The organism is Candidatus Avelusimicrobium alvi (assembly GCF_958451995.1).
Taxonomy (GTDB): Bacteria; Elusimicrobiota; Elusimicrobia; order Elusimicrobiales; family Elusimicrobiaceae; genus Avelusimicrobium; species Avelusimicrobium alvi.
Genome location: NZ_CAUDSG010000001.1, coordinates 107,385 through 134,346, shown reverse-complemented (window position 1 = coordinate 134,346; position 26,962 = coordinate 107,385). Strand labels below are relative to the sequence as shown.

The 26,962-nt window shown below is 51.7% G+C and carries 21 protein-coding genes; 7 read left to right on the top strand and 14 right to left on the bottom strand.

Annotation, left to right across the window (positions count from 1 at the left end):
* Nucleotides 1–150 precede the first annotated feature (150 nt).
* The 3 genes from ACQY36_RS00640 to ACQY36_RS00630 all read left to right on the top strand — a co-directional run bounded on the left by ACQY36_RS00640 (nt 151) and on the right by ACQY36_RS00630 (nt 2,732).
* Nucleotides 151–612, top strand: coding sequence for a transcriptional coactivator p15/PC4 family protein (locus ACQY36_RS00640; protein WP_428056655.1), 462 nt, complete (start codon nt 151–153; stop codon nt 610–612).
* A 448-nt stretch (nt 613–1,060) separates the two neighbouring features.
* Nucleotides 1,061–1,543, top strand: coding sequence for a type IV pilin protein (locus tag ACQY36_RS00635; RefSeq protein WP_428077272.1), 483 nt, complete (start codon nt 1,061–1,063; stop codon nt 1,541–1,543).
* On the top strand, nt 1,533–2,732 hold the full coding sequence (locus ACQY36_RS00630; RefSeq protein WP_428077270.1) for a hypothetical protein: 1,200 nt from the start codon (nt 1,533–1,535) through the stop codon (nt 2,730–2,732). Before ACQY36_RS00635 ends, ACQY36_RS00630 begins: the two co-directional genes overlap by 11 nt.
* Nucleotides 2,733–2,841: 109 nt before the next feature.
* On the opposite strand, the gene waaF is transcribed toward ACQY36_RS00630, so the two are convergent.
* A complete protein-coding gene (gene waaF / locus ACQY36_RS00625; protein ID WP_428077268.1) occupies nt 2,842–4,416 on the bottom strand; it encodes a lipopolysaccharide heptosyltransferase II in 1,575 nt (524 codons plus the stop codon).
* The gene (locus tag ACQY36_RS00620; protein ID WP_428071766.1) at nt 4,397–5,677 is read right to left on the bottom strand and encodes a 3-deoxy-D-manno-octulosonic acid transferase; all 1,281 of its coding nucleotides are present in this window, start codon (nt 5,675–5,677) and stop codon (nt 4,397–4,399) included. Before ACQY36_RS00620 ends, waaF begins: the two co-directional genes overlap by 20 nt.
* Nucleotides 5,678–5,887: 210 nt before the next feature.
* Here ACQY36_RS00620 and ACQY36_RS00615 point away from each other — a divergent pair, with 210 nt between their 5' ends.
* Nucleotides 5,888–6,883, top strand: a complete 996-nt coding sequence (locus ACQY36_RS00615) for a hypothetical protein (RefSeq protein WP_428077266.1) — start codon at nt 5,888–5,890, stop codon at nt 6,881–6,883.
* 180 nt (nt 6,884–7,063) lie between these two features.
* Here the strand turns inward: ACQY36_RS00615 and ACQY36_RS00610 are convergent, their stop codons facing one another.
* The 5 genes from ACQY36_RS00610 to ACQY36_RS00590 form a co-directional block, all read right to left on the bottom strand.
* On the bottom strand, nt 7,064–9,313 hold the full coding sequence (locus tag ACQY36_RS00610) for an AsmA family protein (protein WP_428071763.1): 2,250 nt from the start codon (nt 9,311–9,313) through the stop codon (nt 7,064–7,066).
* Between the two features lie 48 nt (nt 9,314–9,361).
* Nucleotides 9,362–9,679: a YkvA family protein gene (locus ACQY36_RS00605; protein WP_428077263.1), complete on the bottom strand. Its 318-nt coding sequence runs from the start codon at nt 9,677–9,679 to the stop codon at nt 9,362–9,364.
* A 14-nt stretch (nt 9,680–9,693) separates the two neighbouring features.
* The gene (locus tag ACQY36_RS00600) at nt 9,694–11,478 is read right to left on the bottom strand and encodes a Na/Pi cotransporter family protein (RefSeq protein WP_428077261.1); all 1,785 of its coding nucleotides are present in this window, start codon (nt 11,476–11,478) and stop codon (nt 9,694–9,696) included.
* A 159-nt stretch (nt 11,479–11,637) separates the two neighbouring features.
* Nucleotides 11,638–12,765, bottom strand: coding sequence for a hypothetical protein (locus ACQY36_RS00595; protein WP_428056648.1), 1,128 nt, complete (start codon nt 12,763–12,765; stop codon nt 11,638–11,640).
* Nucleotides 12,766–12,827: 62 nt separating this feature from the next.
* Nucleotides 12,828–14,018: an NAD(P)/FAD-dependent oxidoreductase gene (locus ACQY36_RS00590; protein WP_428077259.1), complete on the bottom strand. Its 1,191-nt coding sequence runs from the start codon at nt 14,016–14,018 to the stop codon at nt 12,828–12,830.
* A 518-nt stretch (nt 14,019–14,536) separates the two neighbouring features.
* Here ACQY36_RS00590 and ACQY36_RS00585 point away from each other — a divergent pair.
* On the top strand, nt 14,537–14,995 hold the full coding sequence (locus tag ACQY36_RS00585; protein ID WP_428077257.1) for a type IV pilin protein: 459 nt from the start codon (nt 14,537–14,539) through the stop codon (nt 14,993–14,995).
* 57 nt (nt 14,996–15,052) lie between these two features.
* Here the strand turns inward: ACQY36_RS00585 and ACQY36_RS00580 are convergent, their stop codons facing one another.
* The gene (locus tag ACQY36_RS00580; RefSeq protein ID WP_428077255.1) at nt 15,053–16,228 is read right to left on the bottom strand and encodes an iron-containing alcohol dehydrogenase; all 1,176 of its coding nucleotides are present in this window, start codon (nt 16,226–16,228) and stop codon (nt 15,053–15,055) included.
* A 220-nt stretch (nt 16,229–16,448) separates the two neighbouring features.
* On the opposite strand from ACQY36_RS00580, the gene ACQY36_RS00575 reads away from it, so the two are divergent.
* Nucleotides 16,449–16,907 carry a Fur family transcriptional regulator gene (locus ACQY36_RS00575; protein ID WP_428071836.1) on the top strand — a complete coding sequence of 153 codons (459 nt, stop codon included), beginning with the start codon at nt 16,449–16,451 and terminating at the stop codon, nt 16,905–16,907.
* 37 nt (nt 16,908–16,944) lie between these two features.
* Nucleotides 16,945–17,484, top strand: coding sequence for a rubrerythrin (gene rbr / locus ACQY36_RS00570; RefSeq protein WP_428056643.1), 540 nt, complete (start codon nt 16,945–16,947; stop codon nt 17,482–17,484).
* 71 nt (nt 17,485–17,555) lie between these two features.
* Here the strand turns inward: rbr and ACQY36_RS00565 are convergent, their stop codons facing one another.
* The 6 genes from ACQY36_RS00565 to ACQY36_RS00540 all read right to left on the bottom strand — a co-directional run bounded on the left by ACQY36_RS00565 (nt 17,556) and on the right by ACQY36_RS00540 (nt 26,929).
* A complete protein-coding gene (locus ACQY36_RS00565; protein WP_428077253.1) occupies nt 17,556–20,528 on the bottom strand; it encodes an autotransporter domain-containing protein in 2,973 nt (990 codons plus the stop codon).
* A 637-nt stretch (nt 20,529–21,165) separates the two neighbouring features.
* Nucleotides 21,166–21,897 carry a hypothetical protein gene (locus ACQY36_RS00560; protein WP_428077251.1) on the bottom strand — a complete coding sequence of 244 codons (732 nt, stop codon included), beginning with the start codon at nt 21,895–21,897 and terminating at the stop codon, nt 21,166–21,168.
* Nucleotides 21,898–22,072: 175 nt separating this feature from the next.
* Nucleotides 22,073–23,155 carry an HNH endonuclease family protein gene (locus ACQY36_RS00555; RefSeq protein WP_428077249.1) on the bottom strand — a complete coding sequence of 361 codons (1,083 nt, stop codon included), beginning with the start codon at nt 23,153–23,155 and terminating at the stop codon, nt 22,073–22,075.
* A complete protein-coding gene (locus ACQY36_RS00550) occupies nt 23,155–24,120 on the bottom strand; it encodes an adenine-specific methyltransferase EcoRI family protein (RefSeq protein ID WP_428077247.1) in 966 nt (321 codons plus the stop codon). The genes ACQY36_RS00555 and ACQY36_RS00550 overlap by 1 nt, the downstream gene beginning before the upstream one ends.
* Nucleotides 24,121–24,452: 332 nt before the next feature.
* Entirely contained in the window at nt 24,453–25,769 is a 1,317-nt protein-coding gene (locus tag ACQY36_RS00545) for an MFS transporter (RefSeq protein WP_428077245.1), read from the bottom strand.
* A gap of 71 nt (nt 25,770–25,840) precedes the next feature.
* A complete protein-coding gene (locus tag ACQY36_RS00540) occupies nt 25,841–26,929 on the bottom strand; it encodes a methyltransferase (protein WP_428077243.1) in 1,089 nt (362 codons plus the stop codon).
* Between the last annotated feature and the right edge of the window lie 33 nt (nt 26,930–26,962).

Genomic DNA, 26,962 nt, shown 5'->3' with positions numbered 1-26,962 from the left:
CCGTAAAAAGTGGAAAATACCTAAACCATTATACAAAAACTGCTTGATTTTATCCCAATCAAACACTAGAATATAACTACAGGTATCATATCATATTTTACCTGGGTAATAACAGGGGGCCCGCCGCTTTGTGTGCGCCGGGGAAAAAGGATGAGCGAAAGCAGCTTTACATTACTTAGAGATATCGGCGCGCTGGCGCTGGACAACGGCGAAGAGGTGCGCTTTAGCATTGACGCCTACCGCGGATACCGTTACGTATCCGTGCGGCGGTATGTACTGTCGGACACGTTTTCAGGCGCCACGCGGGACGGCATTACGATGACGCCGGAAATTTTGCGCGCATTGGCGCCTTTGGTGGCCGCGCTTGCGGATAATCCGGCCGCCGTTAAAGACGGGCAGCTGGGCAAATTTGCCAAGCGGCCGGGCATTTGCGTAGTGGTTTCCGTCGGCACGTTTAAAGGCCGGCGCGGATTGGATTTGCGCCAATGGCAGGAAGACGTCGGATATACCAAAAAAGGCATTTGGCTGCCGCTTGAAAAACTGCCCGAGATTAAAGCTTTATTTGCGCAGACGAAAGAAGCGTTGGACGAACGCCCGGCGGATGATTTTTAAGCCGGTTTTTACAGACACTAATTGAGCCCCGCCCTTAACCCGGCGGGGTTTTTTATCGGTGCTGGCGGCGTATGCGGGCCTGTGCTGTTCCTTCCTAACCCCTAGCTTACTCCCCCCCTTGTCCAAAAGGCCCTGCGGGCGGCGTATTGGGCTCGCTTTACGGTACTTGGCGACATTGTTTAAACAGTATGGCTCAATTAGTCGGATGACTCCGTTAGGGAAAGGGAGGGGCGGCTCGGTCTTACCAGACGGGTGCATACCCCCTTTGTTGTTCCCATCTAATTAATAGCACCGTTTATTGCTTTAGCCCTGGCCAGGCCAGAGCCCCAAGGCCCGGAGGGCCCTTGATTTGTTTTTTTTTTGATACAGTGGGATAGGTATTGATTTTTAGGCTGCGACCTATTAGAATAAGAATAAGCCTTTAAATCAACCTGCTGAGGAGTTTCTTATGAAAAAAGGTTTTACTTTGATAGAACTGCTTGTTGTCGTGCTTATCATCGGTATTTTGTCCTCTGTAGCTCTTCCTCAGTATCAAAAATCAGTAGATAAAAGCCGAGCGGCGGCCATTTGGCCGGCGCTCAAGTCCTACCATGATGCCATGGAAGTATGCCGTTTGGGCAAAGGCAGTGATTGCTTGCGAGACGAACTGGATATAGAACTTCCGTCTACTTCCTGTAAGTTTTCTTTTTACAGAAACGATTCCTGCTCATTTCAGGGCGGCAGCCACTATGAAGATTTGCCTTCCGGAGGCGGTATGGTGGTGTGGTGGGGCGTCCCGCCCAGCGGTTTTGGGCTGGGCATGGGTCCGGGCGGAAAACGCTTTTGTATATCGGCGTCCGGGGCGGATGGTTCCGACTGCAAAACGATAGGTTTTTCCCAGTCGTTGGGTTATGGTGTATATCACAGTTGGGGGAATGAATATGGCGAATAAATGGTTGATGATACTGTTACTGGTCAGTGCTCCGTTGTGCCACGCCGAGATTATTTCTTCGGTCAGCTTTAATCCGTCTCGTATGGGTGAATATACGTATTTAAAGATAACGGATAAAGCCAATTTAAAAGGAGGCTTAAACGCCACCACAATGAACATTAACTCCGGCGGCACCGTAACGATGACGACGGATAACAGCGCGCGTATTTATGACGTGCCGACGGTAACGGGCGCGTCGGGTTCCGCTATCAATATGCCGAATACGGCTTTCCACGGCAATACGTCCAATACGTATTCCAGCTATAAATCGGAAAGCACATCCGCCCCGTCGGGTCTTTTACCGAGTGTAGCGGCCAAAGGCGGCACGCAGACATATAATAATGATTCGTATATCCAAACCTTGGACGCCGTAAATATGCTCAAACAGAAAGTGGGGAGTTTAAAGGGCGGCACTTTGGAGATTACGGGCAACGGCGGGAGCACGGTGGGACTGTACGACAGCGGGAATACGGCAGGTTTCCACTTGGCGGGGAATGACATCCCGGAGCCTACGGCCGCGCATACCAATACGGGTACTAACTTAACCCAGTGCCAGCTGGCGTGGGAGAAGCGCAAGACGAGTGACAGTACGCCGAAAGAAGTGTGGCTGCTGGCGCTTCAGAACTGCGGCAGCGGCGAAGGCGGGTGTGATGACTCGCTGAAAGAAATGTGTGTTAATCCGCCTGCGAAACAGGGAGATTTAATTTTGTTGAGCACCCCGGGTACTTGGAATTCGCAGACGTGTGAGTGTACCTGCCCGTCCGGTTCCACGTTACAAAGTTCTGGATATTGCCAGAGATCTTTGAAGCCGATAGATCCGGTTGAGCCGACGGAGCCTACATATCAATGGGTGATGACGGACCAGGGATTTGTAGGCGAGGGGGCGGTTGGTTCTCCTATGATAAACAATAATTGCCTCCAGAACTGTATGTCTAGTTCGCTGAGCACCATAGAGCGGGATCCGATGCCCTCTACGAAAGAAGCAAACGCTTTCACGCCGGCTTGCAGCAGCAGTACGGTTGGGAAAACCTGCGTGACGCAGGCCACGGTTACGGCGAGCGGAGAGAAGTGGGATCCTAATTTGAACAACTCAGGAGGGTTTTTCTTAAAACGCTATTGCCCTACGTATACATGTAAAGCCGTTTATTAAATAAATATCCCCCGGTATAGCCGGGGGATTCTTTAGACAGCAAAACCCCCGCTTAACAGCGGGGGTTTTAATATCTTCCGGCAGGCTGTATGCCCGGCAGCCGGCCAAGTTATCGGGTCGGGGTTTCTTCCGGCTTTTTCCCCGGGGCGGGCGGCAAAGAACCGTGTTCCGCCAGCATTTCTTTGGCGTTGTCAAACACGCGGTTGGGCAGAATATCCTTCATGCACTTAAAGTGGCCCAGCGGGCATTTTCTCCCCCCGTGCAGGGCGCAGGGGCGGCAGGGCAGGTCTTTCACTTCCATCACGCGGTGCCCTTCCCCGTACGGGAAGAAGCCCAGCTCGCGCGTGGTGGGGCCGAAAATGGCCAGCGTCGGCACGTCAAACGCGGTGGCGATGTGCATCGGGCCCGAGTCGTTGGTGATAAACAGCTTGAAGTGGCGCATGAGCGCCATCAAATCGGCCAGGCTGGTTTTGCCGCACAGGTTGGCGGCGTGCCCCTGGGAAAGCTGGCAGATTTTTTCGCCCAGGTCGGCGTCTTTCGCCCCCCCGCCCACGAGCACGGCCTGAACGCCGAGTTCGGTTTGCAGGCGGCTGATTAACTGCACAAAGTAGTCCATCGGCCAGCATTTGGTCGGCCACGCGCTTCCGGCGTGAATGCCGACGAGCGTTTTGCCTTCTAGATTAAAATCTTTCATCAGCCGCGCGACGTTTTCTTCCGCGGACGGCGCATAGCGCATGCTGAGCTTTTCGGCCTTAAACTGTTCTTTTACAATGCCCTGCAAAAGCGAGAGATTGCGTTCCGCGTCGTGAATCATCCAGGAGAACGGAACCGTTTTGGTGTAGAGGAACCACCCTTCGCTGGACGTAAACCCGATGCGCACCGGCACGCGCGAAAGCCACGCAATCAGCGCGCTTCTAAAGCTTCTGTGCGGGACGAGCAGAATGTCAATGCCGGATTCTTTAATGGCTTTGGCCGTTTTCCACACGCCTACAATTTTGTTCCAGCCTGTTTTATCGTTTAAAATAATTTCGGACACTTCTTTCATCGGGCGGAAAATATCTTCCGTCTGCGGGCGGGTGATGACGACGATTTTCGTATCCGGGAACAGCTTGGCCGTTTTTTGGATAAGCGGGGTGGTCAGCACGCTGTCGCCGATAAACGAGGTTTGGAAAATGCCGATTTTGTTTACTTTTTTGTCGCCCATATTGGCGTGTTCGTAGGCCCAGTCGCCCAGTTTGGGTTCTTTGTATTTAATTTCAATGTCCCAGGCTTTGAGGGCTTCCAGGTATTTTTCCAGCGTGTGTTTTTCCAGCACCGGGGAGTTTTTGTGAAATTTAACGAACAGCCGCCGCGCGACGGAGTTTTTGTCGTAGCGGACGCGGTGGGGAATACGGCTGAAAAAGCCCATCAGCATACTTTTAAGGGTGGAGTGCAGGTCCAAATAGTGGGTATAATGGCCCGCGCGGATTTGGCGGATGTTGGCCCAGAGCCCTTTTTTGGCCACCATAATTTCGTCAATGTCCGGGTGTCCGGCGAGCACTTGGGCGAACTGGGGTTTTACCATCAGGGTTACATGCGCCTGCGGCCATTTGGCTTTGATGTTTTTGTACACCGGGGAGGACAGCACAATGTCGCCCAGGGAAGAAAGGCGTACGACCAAAATCTTAGGTTGTTTTTCGTTCATAATTGTTCACCACTTCCATTATTTTGTCGGTTGCTCCTTTAAAACTTAAAGCCGTTTTGCGCGCTTTTTCGGACATATTTTCCAGCTGCGCCGGGTCGGCCAGCAGCCGCAGTACGGTTTCCTTAAAATTATTTTCGTCCACCAGCGCCCCCCCGCCGCATTCCAGCAGGGCTTGGGCGGTCAGCGGAGTGTTGTAGAAGTATTTGCCGAATAAAACGGTTTTGGAAAGGATGGCCGGCTCCAATAAATTATGCGCGCCGCGGGGCACGACCGAGCCGCCCACAAACGTCAGCGCCGCGCAGGCGTAGAGGGACTGCAACAGGCCCATTACGTCGGCGCAGAGAACGTCGGTATTTTTGTCAAATTCTTTTTGGCTCACAAACGCGTGGTGCAGCCCGCTTTGGCGCAGGGTGATTTCTATTTCCGGCTTGCGTTCCAGGTGGCGCGGCGCAAAAATGATTTTAACGCCTTTTTTGATAAGCTCCGGCGCGGCGCGCAGCAGCATGGTTTCTTCGGCGGGGTGCGTGCTGCCCAGCACCAAAATTTGCTTGCCGCTCCAGCCCAGCGCGGCGAGCAGTTTGTTTACCTCGGCCGTTTTGGCGGGGCGGTCGTTTAGCGTGTCGTATTTTACGTTGCCGCAGACGAAAATTTTGTCCGCCTCCACGCCCAGCGATTCGTACCGGGCGGCGGCGTCTTTGGTTTGCAGGGCGGCGAATGAAAGCGTGCCGAGCACGCGTTTAAAAAGCGGCCGGACCCATTTGTACGCCCGCGCGGACTTGGCGGAAATGCGCCCGTTGATCAGCGCGGCGGGTACGCCCGCGTTATGGGCGGCTTCTAGCATATTGGGCCAGATTTCCCGCTCCACGATAAACAGCCGGTGCGGTTTGGCCAGGCGGATAAAGCGTTTGCAGGACGGATAAAAGTCCAGCGGGGCCAGCAGGGCTTTGGCGATTTGCGGGTTTTTTAAAGCGGTTTCTTTGCCGGCTTCGGTGGTGGTGGTAACGAGAATGTCGCGCTTATAAAAGGTTTTTAAACGCGCAATCATCTCTTTCATAGACATTACTTCCCCCACGCTTGCGCAGTGAATCCATACCGCGCCCTGCGGGATTTCGCCTTCTTCTTCCAGGCCGAAGCGTTCTTTTAGTTCCTGGGTCAGGTGTTTTAAGAGGCCTCTTCTGGGAGAAAGCAAAAAGCCGAGCAGCACGCCCAGGGCGGCCAGAGGAAAAGCCAGGTTAGTCAGAAGGAGTAAGAAATGTCCCATATATTTTTTATTATATGATATTTCCGCGTGTGCGTCAGCAGGATTGACGGCCGTGCCGGTTTTACGGCGTTTAGCGGGATGCCGCGGCGGCGCGGAGGAACAACCGTGCGGAAAACCGCCCCCGGGAAAGGGGTTGTATTTGTCGGTTTTTTTTGATAAATTGGAAAAAGACCAGTTGACTGTAATCCCAGCAGGAAGGGAGGAGTTTTGATGAAACCAATTATTTTGCCGCTCTTTGCGTTAATCTGTGCAGTTCCTTTGTCCGCCGAAGTCGTTTCTTCGGTCAGCTTTAATCCGTCTCGCATGGGTGAATATACCTATTTGAAAGTAACGGATAAAGCCAATTTAAAAGGCGGTTTAAACGCCGCTACGATGAATATTTCTTCCGGGGGGACCGTGTCCATGACGACGGACACCTCTTCCCGCATTTACGACGTGCCCACCGTAACGGGCGCGTCGGGTTCCGCCATCAATATGCCCAATACGGCTTTCCACGGCAATACGTCCAATACGTATTCCAGCTATAAATCGGAAAGCACATCCGCCCCGTCGGGTCTTTTACCGAGTGTAGCGGCCAAAGGCGGCACGCAGACATATAATAATGATTCGTATATCCAAACCTTGGACGCCGTAAATATGCTCAAACAGAAGGCCGCCGCGCTCAAAGGCGGTACGTTGGAAATTACGGGCAATAACGGAAGCACGGTGGGACTGTACGACAGCGGGAATACGGCTGGTTTTTATTTGGCGGGGAATGACATCCCGGAGCCGACGGCCGCGCATACCAATACGGGCGCCAACTTAACCCAGTGCCAGCTGGCGTGGGAAAAGAGAAAGACGAGCGACAGCACGCCGAAAGAAGTGTGGCTGCTCGCGCTTCAGAACTGCGGCAGCAGCGCCGGCGGAAGCTGCGACAGTTACGAGGCCCAAAAATGCGAACAGCCTCAAAATTCCCAAGCGCAGGCGGGCATATGGAATGATTCTTCTTGTACTTGTTCCTGCCCTTCCCAAACGGTGTATGACGCTGGCGAATTGGAATGTCTCCCCTCGGGCGGCGGTTCCGGCAGCGAATCCTGCACCTGGCAGACGGTGGCCACTTACAACTGTGGTTCCAGCGTGCCTTCGTCGGCCTGCAGCGGTTACAGCCAATGCTCTGTTAACGATTACTGCCCCGGCGGCGGGATACAGGTAGAAGCTTGTATTTAACATATATACCCCCGGCCCGGCCGGGGGTTTTTATAGGCAGCCCCGCTCTTCCTGCTTGTTTTTATGATTAGCGATAAGATTCCGAACTGTTGCACTTGGAAATGACGGCTGTTTTGATACGTTTTTGGCAGACAATAAAAATCCCCGGGGTTAGCCCGGGGATTTTTATTCGCTAAACTTTTATTTCTTTTCTTCGGACGAGTCCGACTTTTTAAACAAACTGCCGATTCCTTTCAGCGCGTCTTTGGCTACGTTGACGGTTCCTTTGACGGTGTCCGTCGCCACATTGGCCGCGCCTTTGGTCACGTCCACGCCCGTTTTAACGGCGGTGTTGGCCACTTTGCCGGTGGTTTTTACCGCGCCGGTGGCCACATCGCCCGCCAGGTTGGCCGTGCCGCTGACTACTTTGCCCGGGGTTTTGTAATTCAGAATCCCCCCCACTAAAGAGCCTACCGTATTGACTACGTCCAGTTTCCCGCTGGGATTATCCATCGTGCCGCCGATTTTAATGACGACAGGCGTTTGCGAGGTAAGCAGCGTGGCGGATACTTTCATATCCAAAGCGGCGGTTTTAAAATCAATGTTGCCGCTGCCCACAAGATTGGTGAGCTTGGAGTCAAACGTCGTTTTGTCCACGCGCATCAGCCCGTTGACAAAGGTGTACGCGCCTTCGCCGCTGGTGAAGGCGATTTCGCCTTTTTGGGCGTTGTTTTCGGCCGGGAACAAGTCAATGTTCAGTACGCCCGCCACTTTGCGCACGATGCTGATGGGCAGCAGCAGGATTTTGACGATTTTATTTTCTTTGACGAAGGAATCCAGGTTTGTAATCGCGCCGGGCTGGAGATTAAACGACACCTGCCCGTTGGCTTTTTGCATAGACTCGCTGACCCCGGTCAGGTTGGCGTTTAACGCAAATCCGTCCGCGCGGAAATACGGCACGGAGATGGGGCCCACTTTAATGTCGGCTTTGACGTTCATCATCATTTCCGCGCCGGAAGAAGCGGATTTGGCCGCGGTTTCTTCAGCCGGCTGTTCGGAAGACGCTTCCTGCGCGCCCGAAGACGGGAAGGCATCCATCGTCAGTTTGTCTAAGTCCAGGTTAAATACGATGTTCATCACGTCGCGCACGTTTTTATAAGAGAACGAAGACGTGAATTTTTCGCCGTTTAAAAGCCCGGTAAACGAATTGCAGGATATATTATCCAGGGACGTAATGACAATCGTGCCGTTAAGCTTAGAGGCCGTAAACGGCGCATAAAGCGCGCTGACGTTTTTAAACGTAACCGAACCGCTGACGTCTTTACCGTCCTGCTTGTCGGTGGCTTTAAAGGAACCGGTAATCACGCCGCCGGGGTTAAAGCCGGCCACGGTGTCGGTCATCTGGACGATTTGCGCCAGGTCGGTGGTCAGGTCCGCGCTGACGGAATACGTCGGCGCCGGGCTGTTCCAGCCTACGCGGCCCGCCGCGGTGAGCGCGCTGTCCATCACCGACAGTTTCGCCTGCGAAATGACGGCGGTGCCCGCGTCCAAATCGGCCGAGGCCTGCACGCTCATATTGATAACGGGCAGCGAGAAGTTCGGCAGATTGGGCAGAAAGTCCGCAAATACGGTATTGTTAATACCGCTTAAAGTGCCGGAGAAGTCCGCCTGCGGGGCCGTAAAGTCTTTCACGCCGCCTTTTAACTGGAACTTAACCGTTTTATAGGAGGCGGACACGTTGTTCACCGTTACGTAGGCGTTTTTCATATCCAGCCCGGCCAGGCTGGCGCGCAGGGCGATGTTTACCGGCACGCTCACGGCGGGGCCGTTTTTCTCCTGGTAGGCGGTGGTAAAGTTGACTTTTACGTCAAACGGTTCCGCCATGTCAAATTGGTTGATTTCAATGTTGAGGTCGTTTAAAGAGGCTTCCATCCCCGTCTGCAAATCTTTGTAAGAAAAGTCGCAGTCGTTCGCGGCGATTTTTTCGGCCACCAGCACAAAGGCCGAAGCGTCCGAGGCGGTCTGGGTTTTTTCTTCCGGTTTTGCATCCGGGTCCGAGGCCGGGATCAGGCTGTCAAAATTAAACGAGCCGTTTTTATTTTTAATGACGTTTACGTCCAGGCCGTCCAATTGCACGGTGGCGATTTCCACCCGTTTTTTAAACAGGGGTTTTAAGGCGATTTTTACCACCAGCTTGTCCGCTTTGGCAAACGTGCCGTTTTTAAAGGTGGTGTTTTCCGAAATGGCGAAATTGTCCAGCGTTACCCCCACCAGATTCAGGGAAATGCCGTCAAACGAAATTTCCCGCTGCAAATTGTTTTTTGCATACTCAAGCGCCATGGCTTTGAGTTTTTCGGGCGGGAACATCATCCGCAGTGCGATGACGGCCCCCACCCCCAAAATCACGAGTACAAGCGCGATTTTGAAGCACAGTTTAAGTAGTTTTTTCATACCTATATTGTAGTTTTTTAGGTCGGGTGCGGCAAGAATGAAAATAGGTTATTTGGGGTCCGGTTTCCCGGGGCGGGAAACTTCGTCGGCCAGCGCGTTTTTGGCGTTTTTGCGCGCGGCGCGGAAGGCTTCCAAATCTTTATGCAGCAGGGCCAGCACCAAAAGGATAAACGCGCCGTCGTCCGTAATGCCCAGGGCGGGCATTACGTCCGGCAGCAAATCCACGGGCGAAACGACGTACGCCAAACACAAAAGCGCCCAAAACAGCGTGGCCCACGGCATTTTCCAGCGGCCGCGCAGGATGGCCCAGACCATCGGAAAGAAGCTGGAAAAATCTTTAAATACCGTAAGCGGACTAAATTTCACGCGCGGCCTCGCTTTTACGCCTGGGGCGGCAGGGCCGGTTCGGCCGGCGCGGTCTGGCGGTAGAGCTTGTCTTCCGCGCGCATGCCCAGGATGTTTTCGTTGACGCGCAGGGCATAGTCGCCGATTCTTTCAAAGTTGTTTAAAATGTCGGCGTAGGCGGTAATGGAGTCCGGCGAGGCTTCCTGTCCGGCGTTAATGCGTTCGCGGCGGTCGCGCAGGAAGCGTTTTCTAAGCGCGTTTAAGTTTGCTTCGTCGGCCAGCGCGTCGGCAAACGTCTGTTCGGCTTCCGCCTGCCATTGGCGGGTGGGCTGTTGGAAATTGACCAGCACGCGGCGGGTACGCTTGGTGATTTCCTTAGTCAGCTTGGCAATCACTTCCAAATCGTCCACGTCGGCGTCGGAGAACGGCTGTTTGGTGTGGAATTTTTCCAGGATGCGGGCGATTTTTTCGCCGCAGTCGCCCATGCGCTCAATGCTGTTGAGTACGTCAAAGAGCGAGAAGGCCTGCGCCACCGCGTGGCGCGAGAGGTTCCCGTGCGACAGCGAGGTCAGATACAGGTTGATTTTATGTTCCAGCACGTCGGTGGTTTGTTCGGCGGCTTTTACGTCTTCAATCAGGCGCGCGAACATTTTTTCGTCGTCCACTTTTACGGCGTGGATGAGTTTGTCCGTCATTTTGGTAACAAAGCTCATCATGCGCTCCACTTCTTTGCGCACCGCAATAAGCGCCAGTTCCGGCGTTTGCGTAAAGCGGGTGGAGAGGAAAATCAGTTCGTGCTCTTTTTTGTCCTCGCGTTTGGATTTGGGGATAATCAGATAGGTCAGTTTGGCCAGCTGATTTAAAAGCGGCAGCATCAAAAGGGTGTTAAGCACGTTAAACACCGTGTGGAACGCCGAAATATGGTACGGCAGGACGGCGGTCAGCACGTCGGTTTCTTTGGTGTAGGGCGAACCGGGGACCAGCCAGTCTATAAGATTTACAAAGTGCCTGAAGATGCACACCACCCAGATGACGCCTATCAGGTTGAACAGAAAGTGCCCCAGCGCGGCGCGCCGGGCGGTTTTGCTCGCGCCGATGGCGGCCAGGTTGGCGGTGATGGTGGTGCCGATGTTTTCCCCCAGCACGAGGGCGCAGGAGGTGGGAAAGTCAATAATCCCGGCGGCGGCGCAGGTGAGCGTCATGGCCATGACCGCGCTGGAAGACTGCAAGATGACGGTTAAAATCGTACCGCTGAAAATAAGCGCCAGGAGGTTAAGCAGGTTATCGGGCTGAAAGCGGGAAATCCACGCCACGACCTGCGGGTTTTGCGCAAAGTCGGCGGGGATGGCGTTCTTCATAATATCAAGCCCCAGGAAGAGCAGCCCGAAGCCCACCATCGTTTCGCCCAGGCGGCGGACGACGATAAAGCGCGGTGTGAACTGGGCGAAGAACCCCACGGCGATAACGGGCAGCGCAAACAGCGAAATCTGCATTTTAAACCCGAACAAACTGACGACCCACGCCGTCATGGTGGTGCCGATGTTGGCGCCGAAAATAACGCCTAAAGACTGGTAGAGGTTCAGCAGGCCCGCGCTCGCAAAGCCGACGACCATTACGGTGGTGGCGCTGGAGGACTGGATGATGCTCGTAACCAGCGCGCCGCAGGCCGTGGCGGCAAAGCGGTTGGCGGTGGCGATGCCCAAAAGCTGGCGCAGTTTCTCGCCGGACACTTTTTGCAGGCCGTCGCTCATAATTTTCATGCCAAACAGAAAAATAGCCAATCCGCCTAACAGGTTAAGCGTGCTCAGCAGGGTAGACATAGGGGTTTCTCCTTAATGGGAATTTCTAAAAAAAGAGAGAGCCCCGTAGCAACAGGCTCTCCCCGTAAGGTGCGGCAAAATCTTGTTCCCCGCCCGCCGCAAACGCGGCCTGCAAAGGTGTGGCAACAGAACTAAGATAAATACGTGTGTTATACATAGTTATTTGGACATTTTAATGGTTTGTCCGTCGTTGTCTTCGTTTGGTTTCTCTTCCTCTTTTTTCTTAACGGTCCACATCTGACGGTTTTCTTCAATCTGGCGTGCCATATCGTCGTCAAACAAAATCGTGGGCATACGGTCTTCCTCTTCGTATTGGATGAGGTCCTCTTTTTTCTGCTGGTACACCTGGTCCAGGTGTTCCTGCGCCGAGTCGGAATCCGTACTGGTTTTTACCGAGGCCTTCACTATGCTCAGCCCCTGCACTTCTTCGGGCCGCACGGGCATACCCAGGTTGGCGGGGAGCACGTTGTTGTCCGCGCCGAAGACCTGCGTGGGCTGGTTGGCCAGCCGGGCTTCGGGCAGGGGAACGAACGAATCGCGGTTGTCGCCATAGTCACGGTTTAAGAAGACCAGCACGATAAACGCCGTCATAGAAAACCACAAAAACATAAAGAACAGCCCCAACAGCGCGCCCAGTACATACCAGGGCGGCGTCAGCGCGGCGAGGTTAAAACTGTCTGCAAAATGGAGCGGGATATTAACGTAAAGCGCATAGCCGATTCCCCCCATCACCAAAGGCGGCAGAAGGGAGCTGATAAGCAGCATGCCGATTACGGCGGGGTAATTTTTACCCGTCAAGTCCCAGCTGTATGTGATGGCCGCCACGGGGCCCTGTTCACGCACGGCAATGGCAAGCGGCGCAAATATCAGGCGCGCGATACCGAAGAAAAATATGATTACGGCCAGGGCGCCCATTACCCACAGCGAGCGCGACAATGCGGCCACGATGACAAGCCCGGCCAGTACCACGCCGGCGATGATGGAAAACACCAGCATATAGACGGACGGAAAAATGGCTGCGGAAAAAGAGTTGGAGATGGATTCGCCGGATTTTTCGGCCTTGGCCGCCAACAGCCGCCAAAGCACTACGCCCAGGTACAGGGAATAAAGCCCGTTAAAAATGGAGATAAAAAAGCGCGGCAGCCCCAGCCACTCAAACGCAATTTGCAATACGCCGCCCAGTACGGAGGCGAACAAATACGCCACAATCGCTCCCATAGAGCGGTTGACGAGGCGGAAGCTTTCCAACAGAAGCTGGAAGAGATTTTGTTTTTCCCGTAAATCCATTGAACACCCCTTTGTTAAGTACAAAAACATTATAGCAAAACGCGCGTTTGCGCGCGCGAAAATCAAAATTGTTTTTCAAGCGCTTGGGCGGCGGCGTATCCGCTGCTCCAGGCCCACTGTAGGTTAAAGCCCCCCAAGCGGCCCGTTACGTCCAAAAGTTCCCCCGCCAGATACAGCCCCGGCACGCGCCGCGCTTCTAAGGTAACGGGGTTGATTTCCCGCGTATCCACGCCGCCGGCGGTTACTTCCGCGCGCGTATAGCCGGAGGTGCCCTGCGGCACAAACGTAAAACGGTTGACGGCGGCGGAGGCTGCGTCCAGCTCGGCGCGCGAAGCGTTGGGCAAATCCCTTTCCAGCGGGCCCAAAATAGTTTTGGCTATTTTGGTGGACAGCTCGGGCGCCAGTGCGGCGGAAAAAGTTTTGTTGGCATTTTTTTGTGTGCGGAGTAGCGCGCCGGCGTCCGCCCCGGGCAGGAAATTGATTTCCACCGCCTGCCCCGGCGTCCAATATAAAGAGGCCTGCAAAACCGCCGGCCCGCTGACGCCTTCGTGCGTAAAGAGCAGTTGTTCTTCAAACGTATGTTTACCGCAGGACACGGCGGCTTTTACGCTGCTGCCCGCGAGTTTGGCAAAACGTTCGCGCAAATTTTTAGGAAGCGTCAGCCCCGCCAGGGCCGGACGCTGTTCCAGAATGTTCAGCCCGAACTTGCGCGCCGTTTTGATGCCGAAGCCGGACGCTCCCAGCGACGGGAACGACAGCCCGCCCGAAGCCAGCAGTATCCGCTGGGCGCGCACGGGACCGTTTGAAGTGTCAATGATAAACAGACCGTTTTCAAAGCGTACGTCCAGCGCGAGCGTATTTGTTAAGAATAAGGTGTTGGCGGCTTTGGCGCGGCGGACGAGCAGGCGCACAATCTCGCGCGCGTCAAACGCAAACAGCCGGCCGTGGGAGCGTTCTTCCCATGGAATGCCGTCCCGCTCCAGAAGATTTAAAAAATCCTGCGGTTTAAACGCGGCCAGCGCGCTTTTGCAGAAATGTTTGTTTTGGCTGAGGTAGTCGGACGCCGAGACGAAACGGTTGGAAAAATTGCATTTCCCCCCGCCGGACACGCTTACTTTTTGGCCGGGCTGTGTATTGCGTTCAATTAAAATTTTACGGTGGGAAAAGCTGCCCGCGCACATCAGGCCTGCGGCTCCGCCGCCGATGAGAGCGGTGTGAAAAACGGTGTTTTTGATTTCGTTTCGGTTATCCATATATATGTAAGGATAGCAAAAAAACGCTTTCGGCGCGCACTTTCGGGGCTTATCGGGCCGTGCAGACAGGGATTTCTTCGCCTCTCATTCCCAAATGCCGCAAAGTCTCGTCATTCCCGTCCATCCCCCGTCATTCCCGAGTGTTGTAGTCGGGAATTTTGCCGTTAATCTAAAACAAAATCCCCGAACCCTGCAGGCCGCCTGGATGGGTGTGTCCGTTTTGTTGTTTTATGCAGGTCTTAGCCCTGTCTATAAAACGCCTCAAGGCGGAAGAATGTTTTTACTTGTTTGAGCGAAGCGAGTTGTAAAACGCGCCGCGTAAAACTGGATTTTATGGGCGTTGGCCGGCAGTCTTTGTGTTCCTTTGTACGGTTGCTTGGCGACATTGTTTAAACAGTGTGGCTCAATTAGTCGGATGGTTCCGTCAGGGAAAGGGAGGGGCGGCTCGCCCCCTTGATTTGTTTTTTTTTTTTGATAAATTGGGAATATCAACTCATATAAATAGGGGGATATATCCCGTGCAGAAAAGCCTCGGATTTACGCTAATAGAGCTGTTGGTGGTGGTTTTAATTATTGGCATTTTGGCGGCGGTGGCCGTGCCGCAGTATCAAAAAGCGGTTATCAAAGCGCGGGTGGCGCGGGTGCTGCCGCTGTTAAAGTCCATCCAGGAAGCGGAAGAACGTTTTTATATGGCCAACGGCTTTTACACCACCGATAAAGAAAGCCTGGATATAGACTGGGAACGATTGGGCATAGAAGCGCACAGCTATTTTGACTTATTTGCAAATAAAGTGGCATATACGGGTGCCGGGCCGATGTTGGCGCGCTGTTTTGAACATCTCCCCGGGGGAGACTCGCACTGCGTTACGCCGGGGAAATTTACCTGTAACGGTTATGGCAGTGAATTATATGCACAAATTTGCAAGAGTTACGGCCAGCCCGTCTATTCCTGGACGCCTCACTTTACCTATTGGTAACAGCAAAATGAATAACCCCCGGGCCTGTTAAAAGCCCGGGGGTTCGTATATATATTTTTATTTGTACGCTTCCTGCAAAATACTTACCGTATCCTCGTGCGTAAGGCGGTAAACGTCCAAATCAAACAGGCCGCCCATCGTTTCTTTGGCGGTGGTGGCCAGCTTGTCCATTTCATCGCGTTTTACGCCGTAGTCGCTCATTTTAAGGTTATCCACGCCGCAGGCTTTCTGGAGTTTTTCAAGCGCGGAAATAAACGCGTCCGCGCGTTTGTCCTCCGGCAGGGAGTGAACGTCCTCCCCCATCGCTTCGGCCATTTTGGCGTAGCGTTCCGGGGCGACTTTGCCCTGGAAAAATTTATAGTACGGGAGCGAAATCATAATCAGCCCCGCGCCGTGCGGCAGTTTGGGGTAGTAGGCGCTTAAAGCGTGCTCCAGCGAATGTTCGCTGGTGCAGGAAGAAAAAGTTTCCACCATGCCGCCCAGGGTATTGGCGAGCGCGACGTTTTCGCGCGCTTCCATATCGCCGCCGTCCTTTACGGCGCGCGGCAGGTACTTGGCGATAAGCTCAATGGCTTTTAATGCCAGCGCGTCCGACACCGGGGTGGCGATATTGGCGATGTAGCCTTCCGTGCAGTGAAACAGGGTGTCAAAGCCCTGGTAGGCGGTCAAATGCGGCGGGACGGAGGTCATCAGTTCCGGGTCTACGATGGACAGAACGGGAAAAGTAAATTCCCACCCGGTGCCGATTTTTTCGCTTCCGTTGGTAATCACCGTCCACGGGTCGGCTTCCGTGCCGGTTCCGGCGGTTGTGGTAATGGCGACAATCGGAAGAGCCCCTTCTTTGGGAAACAGCCCTTTGCCCGAACCTCCGCCGATATAATCCCAGTAGTTGCCGGGGTTTTTAGCCATCACGGCGATGGATTTAGAAGAGTCAATACTGCTCCCCCCGCCCAGGCCGAGGATAAAATCGCAGCCTTCTTTGCGCGCCAGCTCGGCGCCTTCGGTTACGTGGTCCAAAATCGGATTGGGCAGGATTTTGTCAAACACAACGTTTTCCACGCCCTGTTTGGCCAGCAGTTCCTGCACGCGCCGGAGGTAGCCGTATTTGTGCATGGACGTGCCGCCCGAAATAACGATTAAGGCTTTTTTGCCCGGCAGTTTGACGGTGGCGAGGTCGTTCAACCGGCCCGCGCCGAACAGAATTTTAGTGGGTATATGGCAATCAAATTTCATAATCTCTCCCTTGGTAATAACTGGTATTCCTATTATAACAAAATCGCCGCGCAACGCCCTTCCCGTTTGCAGGCGGCGGGTAAAAGCCTGTTGTTTTTCCCTTTTGCGCGGCTAATTATGGTATCATAACCGGGCGGCGTTTGCGCCGCGCAATAGAAAAAAATTCTTTTTATTTGTGAAAATATGCTATACTTTTATTAGGAATTATTATTAATAACATATGAATAACCATCCCAACACCCAAAAAGAAGAACTGCACAAACGCCTGGAGCGCTTTCAAAACCAGTGCCGCGAAAAAGGCCTGCGCGTAACGAAACAGCGGCAGGAAATTTTCCGCACGGTGGCGGAGTCGTGCGCGCATCCGAGCGCGGAAGCGGTGTTTGTAAGCGTGCGCAAAAATTTGCCCAATGTGTCGCTGGACACGGTGTACCGCACTCTGGCTTCTTTGGAAGAGATGGATCTTCTGACGCGGGTGGGCCTTTCGTCCAAAGCCCGTTTTGACGGCGATCTGCGCCCGCACTGCCACTTTGTCTGCACGCGCTGCGGCGAAGTGTACGACATCTTCCCGCAGAAAGGTGAGGCGTTCACGCTTCCGGCCGGCGCGCGGGAACTGGGCGAAGTGAAACAAGTCAATCTGCAGTTTCGCGGAATTTGTAAAAAGTGCCAGGGCCATAAATAGGCACACATAATATTAAGTATTACTTATAGGAGACAATATGGAACTCAAAGGATCTAAAACGGAAAAAAACCTGATGGCCGCTTTTGCGGGTGAATCCCAGGCCAGAAACAAATATACTTACTACGCTTCCAAAGCCAAAAAAGAAGGTTTTGTGCAGATTGCCAAAATCTTTGAAGAAACCGCCAACAACGAAAAAGAACACGCCAAACTGTGGTTCAAAGCCTTGCACGACAACGGCATTCCCACCACGGCGGAAAACCTGTTGGACGCCGCCCAGGGCGAAAACTACGAATGGACCGATATGTACGCCACCTTTGAAAAAGAAGCCAAAGAAGAAGGCTTTGACAAATTAGCCTACCTGTTCGGCGCCGTAGCCAAAATTGAAAAAATGCACGAAGAACGCTACCGCAAGCTCCTGCACAATGTGGAAGCCAAAGAAGTGTTCAAAAAAGCCGGCATCGTTATGTGGGAATGCGCCAACTGCGGCCACATCCACGTCGGCGAAAAAGCCCCGGAAGTGTGCCCCGTGTGCGCCCACCCGCAGGCCTACTTTATGATTCACCCGGAAAACTTCTAATTTCCGCGCGCACCGTATTATAAAAACCCCGGTTCTTTATAAAGAACCGGGGTTTAACTATGCTGTGTTATTTAGAACATATAACGGAGTTTCAGCATTCCGGTGTTGGAATTGTAGCTGTTGCGGAAATTGCCGGTATATCCCAGCAATACTTCCACATTGTCCCTGACTAACACCGAGACGGAAGCTCCCGCTTCAAAGGACAAACGGTGCAGCCGTTCCCCGTCAATATTGTAGCTGGTCCCGTTGGGCAGCACAACATTGCTTTGGGTGTTATCGCTTATAAAGTCATAGACAATGCCGGCGTTTGCCTGCGGTTTCAAGCGTACTGCGCCCAAGCGGTATTCCGTTTGCACTTTGGCGCCCAGCATAGCAGATAAGTAATCATCCTGCGAAGCAGAGACGGACTGGTCGGAGGAATCTGTATATCCTTCCTGCTGCAAGTTCAAATACCGCACACCCAAAAGGGGCGTCAGCCAGTCGTTTATTTCATACCCAGCGGTTACATTGGCCGCATACGATTTAATATGATAATCCGCATTTACCGTCATTCCAGGCAGATATTTGTTTTCTTCGTATTTGGAATCGCCATAATTCAAAGCCGCTTGTACAAACAGCTGGCTGGGGCGATACTGCCCGTATACAAAGAAGTTATCGCCTAAAATCCGGTCGTGGCGGTTGAAAGAGCTGACGTTGGTGTGCAGATAGCCGTAGCCGGCACCTACCAGCCATTCGTCGTTTACTTTCATATCCGCACCGCCGGCCAGGCCCGTGCTGCGGCCTGTAAAGGCGGATGCGCCGGAAGTTTCTTCTTTATGGGATTTGTTAATTAAGCCCTGAGCCCATACGGAGTAGTTTTGTCCGTCGGAGTAAGAGGCTTCTTCGTTCCCCAAAGCAAATGTGCGGGGCGCTGCGTTCATCGCGTTATCGATATGGCTGCTAATGGCAGAGAACAGCTGGCGGTTGGCGGAAGTATGAACCACTTGTTTGGTGGAGGCTTCTTCCGGTGCCAGAGCGGTTGTGGCTTCTACGGCGGCTTTTACATCCGTTTGGGCCAGCGTATTGATAATTTCGGCCGTTTGGTTGGCCGCTTCGGAACCGGCGTCAGACGCGGAAGTAAAGGCATTGATTACTGCCGCATTGTTAGCATTACCGCCTGCGTTTGTAATTTCCTGGTTTTGCTCTTCCTGCGATTTGCGCACTGCGGTAACGGTGTTGCTGGCGTCATTAAACGATACGTTATAAAGCGCATTGGGTACATCAGCCAAGGCAAACTTGCCGTTTTGCACGGCCGTTGCGGTAAGCTGTTTGGACATTTCAGCCGTATCCAGGAAATCTTTGGACAGAGTTACCTGCAGGTTGGCTTGAGCCGCGGCGTCTTCCCCTACCGCGATAGAGCCCGCGTCAATGGCGCCCATGGTGTTGTTGCCCAAGGTTACGCCCAGCGTGGTGCCGGCGGCAAATTTAACCGCGCCGGCCTGCAAGACGCTTTCCCCGATGTTGAGCGTTCCGCCGTTTACGTTTACGGAACCCGTACCGGTTACGCCGCCTTCCAGGGTGGTCGTGCCGTTGTTGATATTCAGGGTGCCTTCGTTATAAACGTCGTTGGCGGTTCCCGCGGCGGTGTTGCCGGAGAAGGTATTGGTTCCCGTAAAGTTAATAATACCGTCGGCATGGTTGTAAATGGCTCCGCCCTTCCCGCTGGCGGTATTGTTCGTAAAGGAGGTGTCTTTGAGGGTCATGGCCGCAATGTGGCCGCCTTTATCGCCGGAGCCGTCGTTATAAATAGCCCCGCCATTAGCCGCGCTGTTACTCGTAAAGGAAGAGGAGGCAATAGAGGCAGAACCCGTACCGGCCGCGTCATTAAAGAAGGTGTTAAAAATAGCGCCGCCGTTGGTGCCCGCGGTGTTATTTTCAAAAGAAGCGGATTTGATGTCCAGCGTGGCCGCCTGATGGTTGCCCAAGTTGTTGGCCCGCATGGAAATAGCCCCGCCCGTCGCCGCGGAGGTATTGTTGGCAAAGGTTACGTTTTCCATTGCGGTTTTGGATACGGAACCTAAAAATACGGCACCGCCGCCGTCATCTGCGGCATCGGTGGCTTTGTTGTTTTCAAAGTGAAGGTTTTTCAGGTTCGCTTCGGAAAAGATACCCACCGCACCCACGGCGGCGGCTTCGTTGTTGGTGAAAACGGAATCAGAAATATCTAACATTCCGCCTTTGCTGTGGCCGCGGCTGTCATCGGCGGACGCGTATGAATTTATCGCCCCGCCCCAGCCTTTTGAACCTTCCACTTTGTTGGAATCAAAAATGGAATTTGAAATAACTACCTTGGAATTGCGTCCGGCCACTACCGCTCCGCCCGCATCCGCTGCAGTTAAGGTGTTATTGGTGAAGGAGGAATTACTGATTGTCGTTACCGCTAAATCAGCGTTGGTTTTATAGTCATTCTTCCCGGCGCTGAAAATCGCCCCGCCTTCAAAAGCCGTATTGGCTTTGAATGTGGCGTTATCTACGGACAGGGTGCCGCTGTTATAAATGGCTCCGCCTCTGCTAGCCGCATTATTGCCGGTAAATTCCGCATTGGCAATAGTCATTACGCCGCCGGGGTTACCCCCTTTGTCTGCTGTGCCGTCGTTGTAGATGGCACCGCCGCTTATACCGGCCTGGTTATTGGTAAATTTACCTGTTACGGTAACACCGTCCCCTTTGCCCAGGCCGTTATTGGCGTAGAAGGAATTGTAAATGGCGCCGCCGTTGTCGTATGCTTTATTTCCGTCAAACGTGGCGGAAATATCCAATGTAGCCGCAGAATTGTTGGCATGTTTGGCATTGCGGGTGGCAATAGCGCCGCCGTCGTGTCCGGAGGCGTTGTTTTGAAATAAAGTATCTGATATGGACGCAACTTTAGAGGAAGAAACAGCGCCGAAAGAAATCGCACCGCCGCCAACGGACGTTGTATCATCTGAAACAACGGTGTATTCTCCATTGCTGTCTGCTGTTAGCTGAGCTGTATTTCCAATGAATTTACTGCCGGAAATAGTCATTGCGCTAAAGTTACCAATGGCCCCGCCGTCATAAACAGCATGGTTGTTTTCAAAATGAGAATTAACAATGTTTGTTTCATTGGTGCTTTTGGTAGAAGCAGTAATAGCCCCGCCACTATAACCAATGTTGTTATTAAAAGCAGAATTTTCTACCTTTAATGTTCCATCCGAATTAAAAATTGCACCGCCCCATTGATCAGGATTATTGAGACCTACAATTTCTTCGTTCGTAACGGAATAGGTTTCTCCATTAGCCACAACAATACGTTCTGCGGCAGATATTGGCATTGCGTAGGCGTTCAACATGGCCACACTCAATGCCAATGAAAGAACTTTTTGACTATTCATGTGTTTTTAGCTCCTAAGTATAAATTTATCTGTGCTGGGTGGATTGAGTGAAATATACTGGAACAAAAAGCACAAAGGCGGCGTTACTAGAGCCATGCGAGTAACCCTAATAACCGCCGCCCTCCTGTTCCCAAAAGGGAACAGGAAAAGACAACGGTTATTTGCAGGACTCGCATGAGCGGACTATTAACCATCCGCACGCCTCTGCCCAGCACAGACTTCCAACAAATAACCTTTTGATAAACCCCTACAGTTTTAAAACCTCTGCAATATTTAGTTTACATTATTTTTATAATAAAAAATTATTTTTTATTTCATTGTTTCGCTGGTTGTCTAATTTTAGATAACGGAGGTATAGTTCGCTCTCTATAAACGCGGGTAAATCTTTCTTTTTTATTTGTATCCAGGAGGCCCTTTTTTTTAAAAAACGTTTAAAAGAAATTTGTTTTTTGGACGGATAAAACTTTTTCCCTTCAAATAAAATATATCCCTCTTTTATTAATTGCTCAATATGAGTTTGTGTTAAGGGCGGGGGCGGGAGCGCCGTGCCTTTTTGTGCGGCGTAACGCCGGTAAATATATTCTTCCCAGTTTTCCGGGGCGGGAATATTTGCGGGCAGCAGTGGCTGACAGTTTTTGTAATAGTCCGGCTGGATAAGAGAATGGTACCTCATTACATATAACTGCCAAAATGAGGCGATAAATTCGTCTTTCAGCGTAACCGGCCATAAAAAACCGTTTCTGTCCCCCCATTTTTGGTCGCGCGCGTGGGACATTTCGTGCACATAAACCGGGGCCAGGCAACGGGCCAGCAAGGCCGCCCGGGCGGGGGTGTCCAAGGCTGATACCTCAGGTTGTTTTAACCATTGTTCCAGCCCTCGGCGAAAAAATACAATTTGCTTTCGCTCCGGCTGATATTCTGCCAGCGCGCCGGTATATTTAGATGAAAGGGAAACAAAACCAGCAGAAAACAAACATAGTTCTGCCGGCAGGCCGGGAATGCGCTGGAGTTCTTGCACCATATTGCCTGCCGCCTGCCGGAATAATTCCGTTACGGCGCGGGAAGAAGCCGCATATAACGGGCTGGAAGCGGTTACTAAGCATAAAAGGCATATCAGTTTAAGCATACTGCCGTTATTCTAGCAATAAAAAAAGCAGAATACAAAAAATTAAATTCCACCGGTTTTAGCGCAATCTTTATTTTCCGCTTTTTCTGCGGTTGCAGTCTTTACAAAGCATTTGCCCGTTGGAAAGCTCCGTTTTTCCCCCTTCATGCCACGGGGTAATATGGTCCGCTTCCATTTCCGAAAGTTCAAAATGCTTTTTGCAATATGGGCAAACCCCTTTTTGCTCTTCATACATTTTGCGCTTTTGTGTTGGAGTAAAGGCACGGATATTTAAATGTTTTTCCTTCCCGTCCAGTACATACGCATAAATGCCCTTCTTATTGGTTACATCGTCATCTTGCATAAGCGCGGCAATTTCTTTTTCCAGCTTTTTGGCGTCAAAAGCTTTTTTGCCAAATTCATTAAATAAATATCCCCATTCTATGCCTTTCATTTCTTTTCGGTATACGGGAAAGGTTACTTTTACCCAATTTATTACGTTTTGAAAATACAGCCAAAGTTCACTGGCGTTCGGGTCGTGCTGGTGGTTGGCCATATAAATGTCTATATTACCCTTGGACATCCACCAAAGAGCTGTTTCCAAATAATCCTGCCGAATGGCCGAGCCCAGCAGATAATCCCCCGCCAGCCCGTAGGCGGGGCAGCCGGTTTTGGAAAAGTAGCGTTTGGCATCATATACCCAGCTCCCGTGATAGACGGCATTACGCAATTCCTGTTCGGTCAGTTCCTCCCCCGCTATATTAATCGTTTTAAACCATTCCAGTTTTTCGCTGTCTGTACCCTCGCAAAAATATACCATCAGTTTATAATTTAGGATTTCTTCCTGCCGGTCTGCGGGCAAGTTATGGAAATAGAGCATATTAAAGGCAAAATCTCCTTTGACATATTGGCAAATGGAAATAGTGCGCTGCTGGCCGTCTATTACTTCCAGTCCGCCGTCCGGGCGTACGGCCCAATACATTACGTTTAGCGGGAAGTTTTTGCTTACGGTGTCTATAACGGCTTCGCGCTGTTTGTCTTTATAGATAAATTCACGCTGATAAGGAGGGCGAATGTCCAACTTGCCGCCGTAACCGGTTACGCCGTTTTCGGCCAAGTCTTGATAATCTTTTACCAAATCCCCAACGGTAATTTCTTTTAGAGTAATTTTCATTATTGTTTCCTTTTTTTAATAATAATTCTTCTATATAAAGCTTTTCCATTCAAATCTGGTCCCCTGCCTCTCCAAATTTCACGGTGGTCATCTAAACCCAAAATCTCAAACTGTTCAGGGTTGTATTTATCTAAAAATGTAATCGGTACGCCCATGACGCCGTAATAGTCGCAGGGGATGTCAGCCACTTTATCTACATTGATAGCTTCATAATTATCGTACTTGGGATATTCCTGAGGCGTATACTTTTTGTATAAGATTAATTCTTCATGACGTTTTGCAATATCTAAGTTGGTAAACCAACAGACATTTCCCATAGACCGCCATTTTTGCCCACTACTATCTTGCCAATATCGTGTGGATTTTTCTTGATAGTAGGGAGGTACTTGAAAAGCTATGTAAGATAAAGAACGGCCCAGCCAAAGTTTATTGTCTTTAATTAATTTAAAAATTTCTTTATAAGTAATGGCATTTTGATTGCCAATAATAATAAACTTTTTATTGTACTTCACCAGCTGTGCCACATATTCCCGAAACAAACTAAACGGCGGATTGGTCACCACAATATCAGCCTGTTTTAACAGATCTATACATTCCGGGCTTCTAAAGTCCCCATCCCCTTTTAAGTGTTTTATGCCTATTTCTTCGGCTACGGGTACGCGTCCGCCGGTTTTATTGCCGGTATATTCCAAATAGATGGCACGCTCGCTGTTGTTTTGGCTGAACAAATCCCTTTCCTGGCTTTTATAGCAGGTGGTAATGAGTTTTTTTAGGCCCAAAAATTCAAAATTATAAGAAAAATAGTGAAAGAAATTACTTATGCGTGGGTCGTCGCAGTTACAGAGGACGGTTTTCCCCTTGAAATGTTCTTTGTAATGCTTTAGCTCGGCTTCAATATCGGGCAGTTGAGTATAGAATTCGTCGCTTTTATTTTTGCGGGCTTGTTGTAAGGTTTTATTGGCCATTTATTCCTCCGTGTTCCTGTGGAAGAATAAAAGGCAATAAAAAACGGCTGAATAATATTGGGCCTAAGCACGGTCCCGCCATTAAACAGCCGTAGTTCCCTGCCATATATAAATATGGCAAGGAACATTCGGCAGAATATACTCAGGGAGCAACCCCTTTGTATATTCTGCCTCAAACAGCTGTTTTTGGAAGTGCTTAGGATTTGGTCTCCCAAATACCCCTATTCTTCATAGGATTCCAAAAACAGATAAATTGTAACTAAGCCGGGCGGCTTAGGATACTGCTTACTTTACCTCTCTTTTAAAATGCGATATATCTATTATAGCGTAATTTAATCCCGTTTGGCGGAGAGTATTCCCCCCGCCGCCGCGCAGAACGCACCAAATAAAAGCGCCCATTGGTATCCGTCGATGAACGCCTCCTGCGCCGATACGCCCGCTTGTAACAAATGTTCCTGCCGGAGCGCAAACACGGCTACGGAAAGCGCAATGCCGGATATCATCCCCACGTTGCGCGCCAGCGCATTCACGCTGGCCACCACGCCGAGTTTCCCTTTCGGGGCCGCACTGACCACCGTGTTGTTGTTGGGCACCTGGAACGTGCCGGACCCGGCCCCCATTATCAGCTGTGCCAGTACGATATAAGAAATGCTCGGCGCGCCGCCGATGAAGGCAAACATCAGGGTGGATATGAGTAAAAACACGAATCCCGCCGTAGTAATCACGCGGGCGGGCCATTTGGCGCACAGCGCGCCGGATACGGCGGACGCGATTGCCAGCGTAATCGGAAAGGGTAAAATCAAAATGCCGATTTTAATGGGGTCCATCCCCATGATGTCGGTTAAATAAAAAGGAAGCAGCACCGAATTGGTAAACAGCGAGGTAAACCCCAGCACCGCCACGGCGCAGCCGTAGGAAATGGCCGGAATTTTAAAAATGGACAGCCCGATAAACGGATTTTTGGACACTTTCTCCCGCCTGAGAAACAAGAAAAAGAACACGGCGGACAGCGCAAAAGCGCTTAAAATGCGGCCGGACGTCCAGCCGTTGGCCGGAGCGGTGTTTAGGGCGTAGAGAAAGGCAAAACTGGTCAGGGTATAGCACAAGGCGCCGCAGTAATCCATTTTTACGCCGGGAACCGACTTAAAGCGCGGAATTAAATAAATCCCGCGCCATACGCCCAGAATACAAACGGGAATACATACCCAAAATACGCTGGGCCAGCCCCACAGCTGAATCAGCGCTCCGCCGATGGCCGGGCCCGCCAAGGAGCCCCCCGCCACCACCGCGCCGATGGCGCCAAACGCTTTGCCGCGCGAAGCGCCGTGAAAAATCTGCGCAATAAGCGCCTGCGAAGTCGCCATCATGGCGGAGGAGCCTATCCCCTGCACCGCGCGGGAAAACAGCATCATTCCCAGCGAGCCGGACAGCGCGCCCAACAGCGCACCCAGTCCAAACACCATAAATCCGCCCAAATACATCCATTTGCGGCTATAAATGTCGGACAGTTTGCCGAAGACGGGCAGCAGGCACGTCAGCACCAGCAGGTACAGGCTTACCACCAGCTGGATGTTTTCTAAAGAAACCGAAAATTCCGCCGCCATGGTGGGAAGCGCGATGTTGACGATTCCCGCCGACAAGGTGGACATAAACGTTCCGTTTGCGGTAACGGAAAAGATCATCCATTTTTTACTGATTCGGGGCGCCTTTAGTTTCATTGTTATTTCGTGCAGCGGATCAGCGTATAGGCAAAGCGGCCCACGCCGTCAAACACTTTTTCGGTTTTCAGGCCGGCTTTTTCAATGCAGTCCTGCATTTCTTTTAAGCTGTACATCTTGCTGTTTCCGTTGGCGATGTTGGTGAAATACAGCGAAGTGTGGTTGAGGCAAAACGCCGAAGCCGCGTACGGCTGGCGGTCCCACAGCGGTTCCAAAATATAAATGCGCGTATCTTTGGAGGACGCTTTTTTTACTTTTTTAAGGATGGATACGATTTCGTCCTTGGAAAAGCAGTCTAAAAACTGGCTCATCAAAAACGCGTCCGCCCCGGCGGGGATGACGGCGTTTTTATCCAGCAGATTGACCGGGTGGAAAGATACGCGGTTTTTATATTTCTTTAAATTCTTTTTGGCCACGGCCAGCTGGCCCGGCAGGTCCACCAGCCCCACGCGCACGGCGCGGTCGTGCTCCAGGCATTTTTTGGCCCATTTGCCGGTGTTGCCCCCCACGTCAAAAATCGTTTTGGGCGAGAGTTCAAATACCAGCGGCAGGATTTCCGGGAAGGCGATGTCCGAATAAAAATGGTCAAAGGCAAACCAGCTTTTGCGGTTCCTGGCCGGCAGTTTGGAGAGGCCTTCGTACACCGTTTTCCATTTGCCGAACACTTTTAAACCGGTGGGTTTGCCCTTTTTGAGAGACTCTTTTAAGGTGTACATCCCCTGGTAGCAAACATCGTTTACAAAATCCATATTTACGCGGGTCATCGGGTCGCACAGGATAAACCAGCCCGTTTTGCTTAGGCTGTACACGCCGTCCTGCACGGTTACGAGCCCAAGCCCCAGGCCGACTTCCAGCAAAGTCTGCACCGCGTAGAGCGAAAGCCCCAGCTTTTCGGCGGCGGTTTTATCGTCGGAGGGAGTTTCGTTTAAAAATTCTAAAATGCCCAAATCTCTTAACGCCAGCGCGGCTTGAAAGCTGATGGGCGCGAAAGCGAGTTTTTGCGCGTCAAACGCTATGTCCGCCATCGTGCGGGCGTTCGTGCGCGGGCGGCGGTAATTTGTATTGTGTTTTGCGTTGTTTTTAGTTATCATATCAATACATAATTTTATTTTATTTTAAGCGAG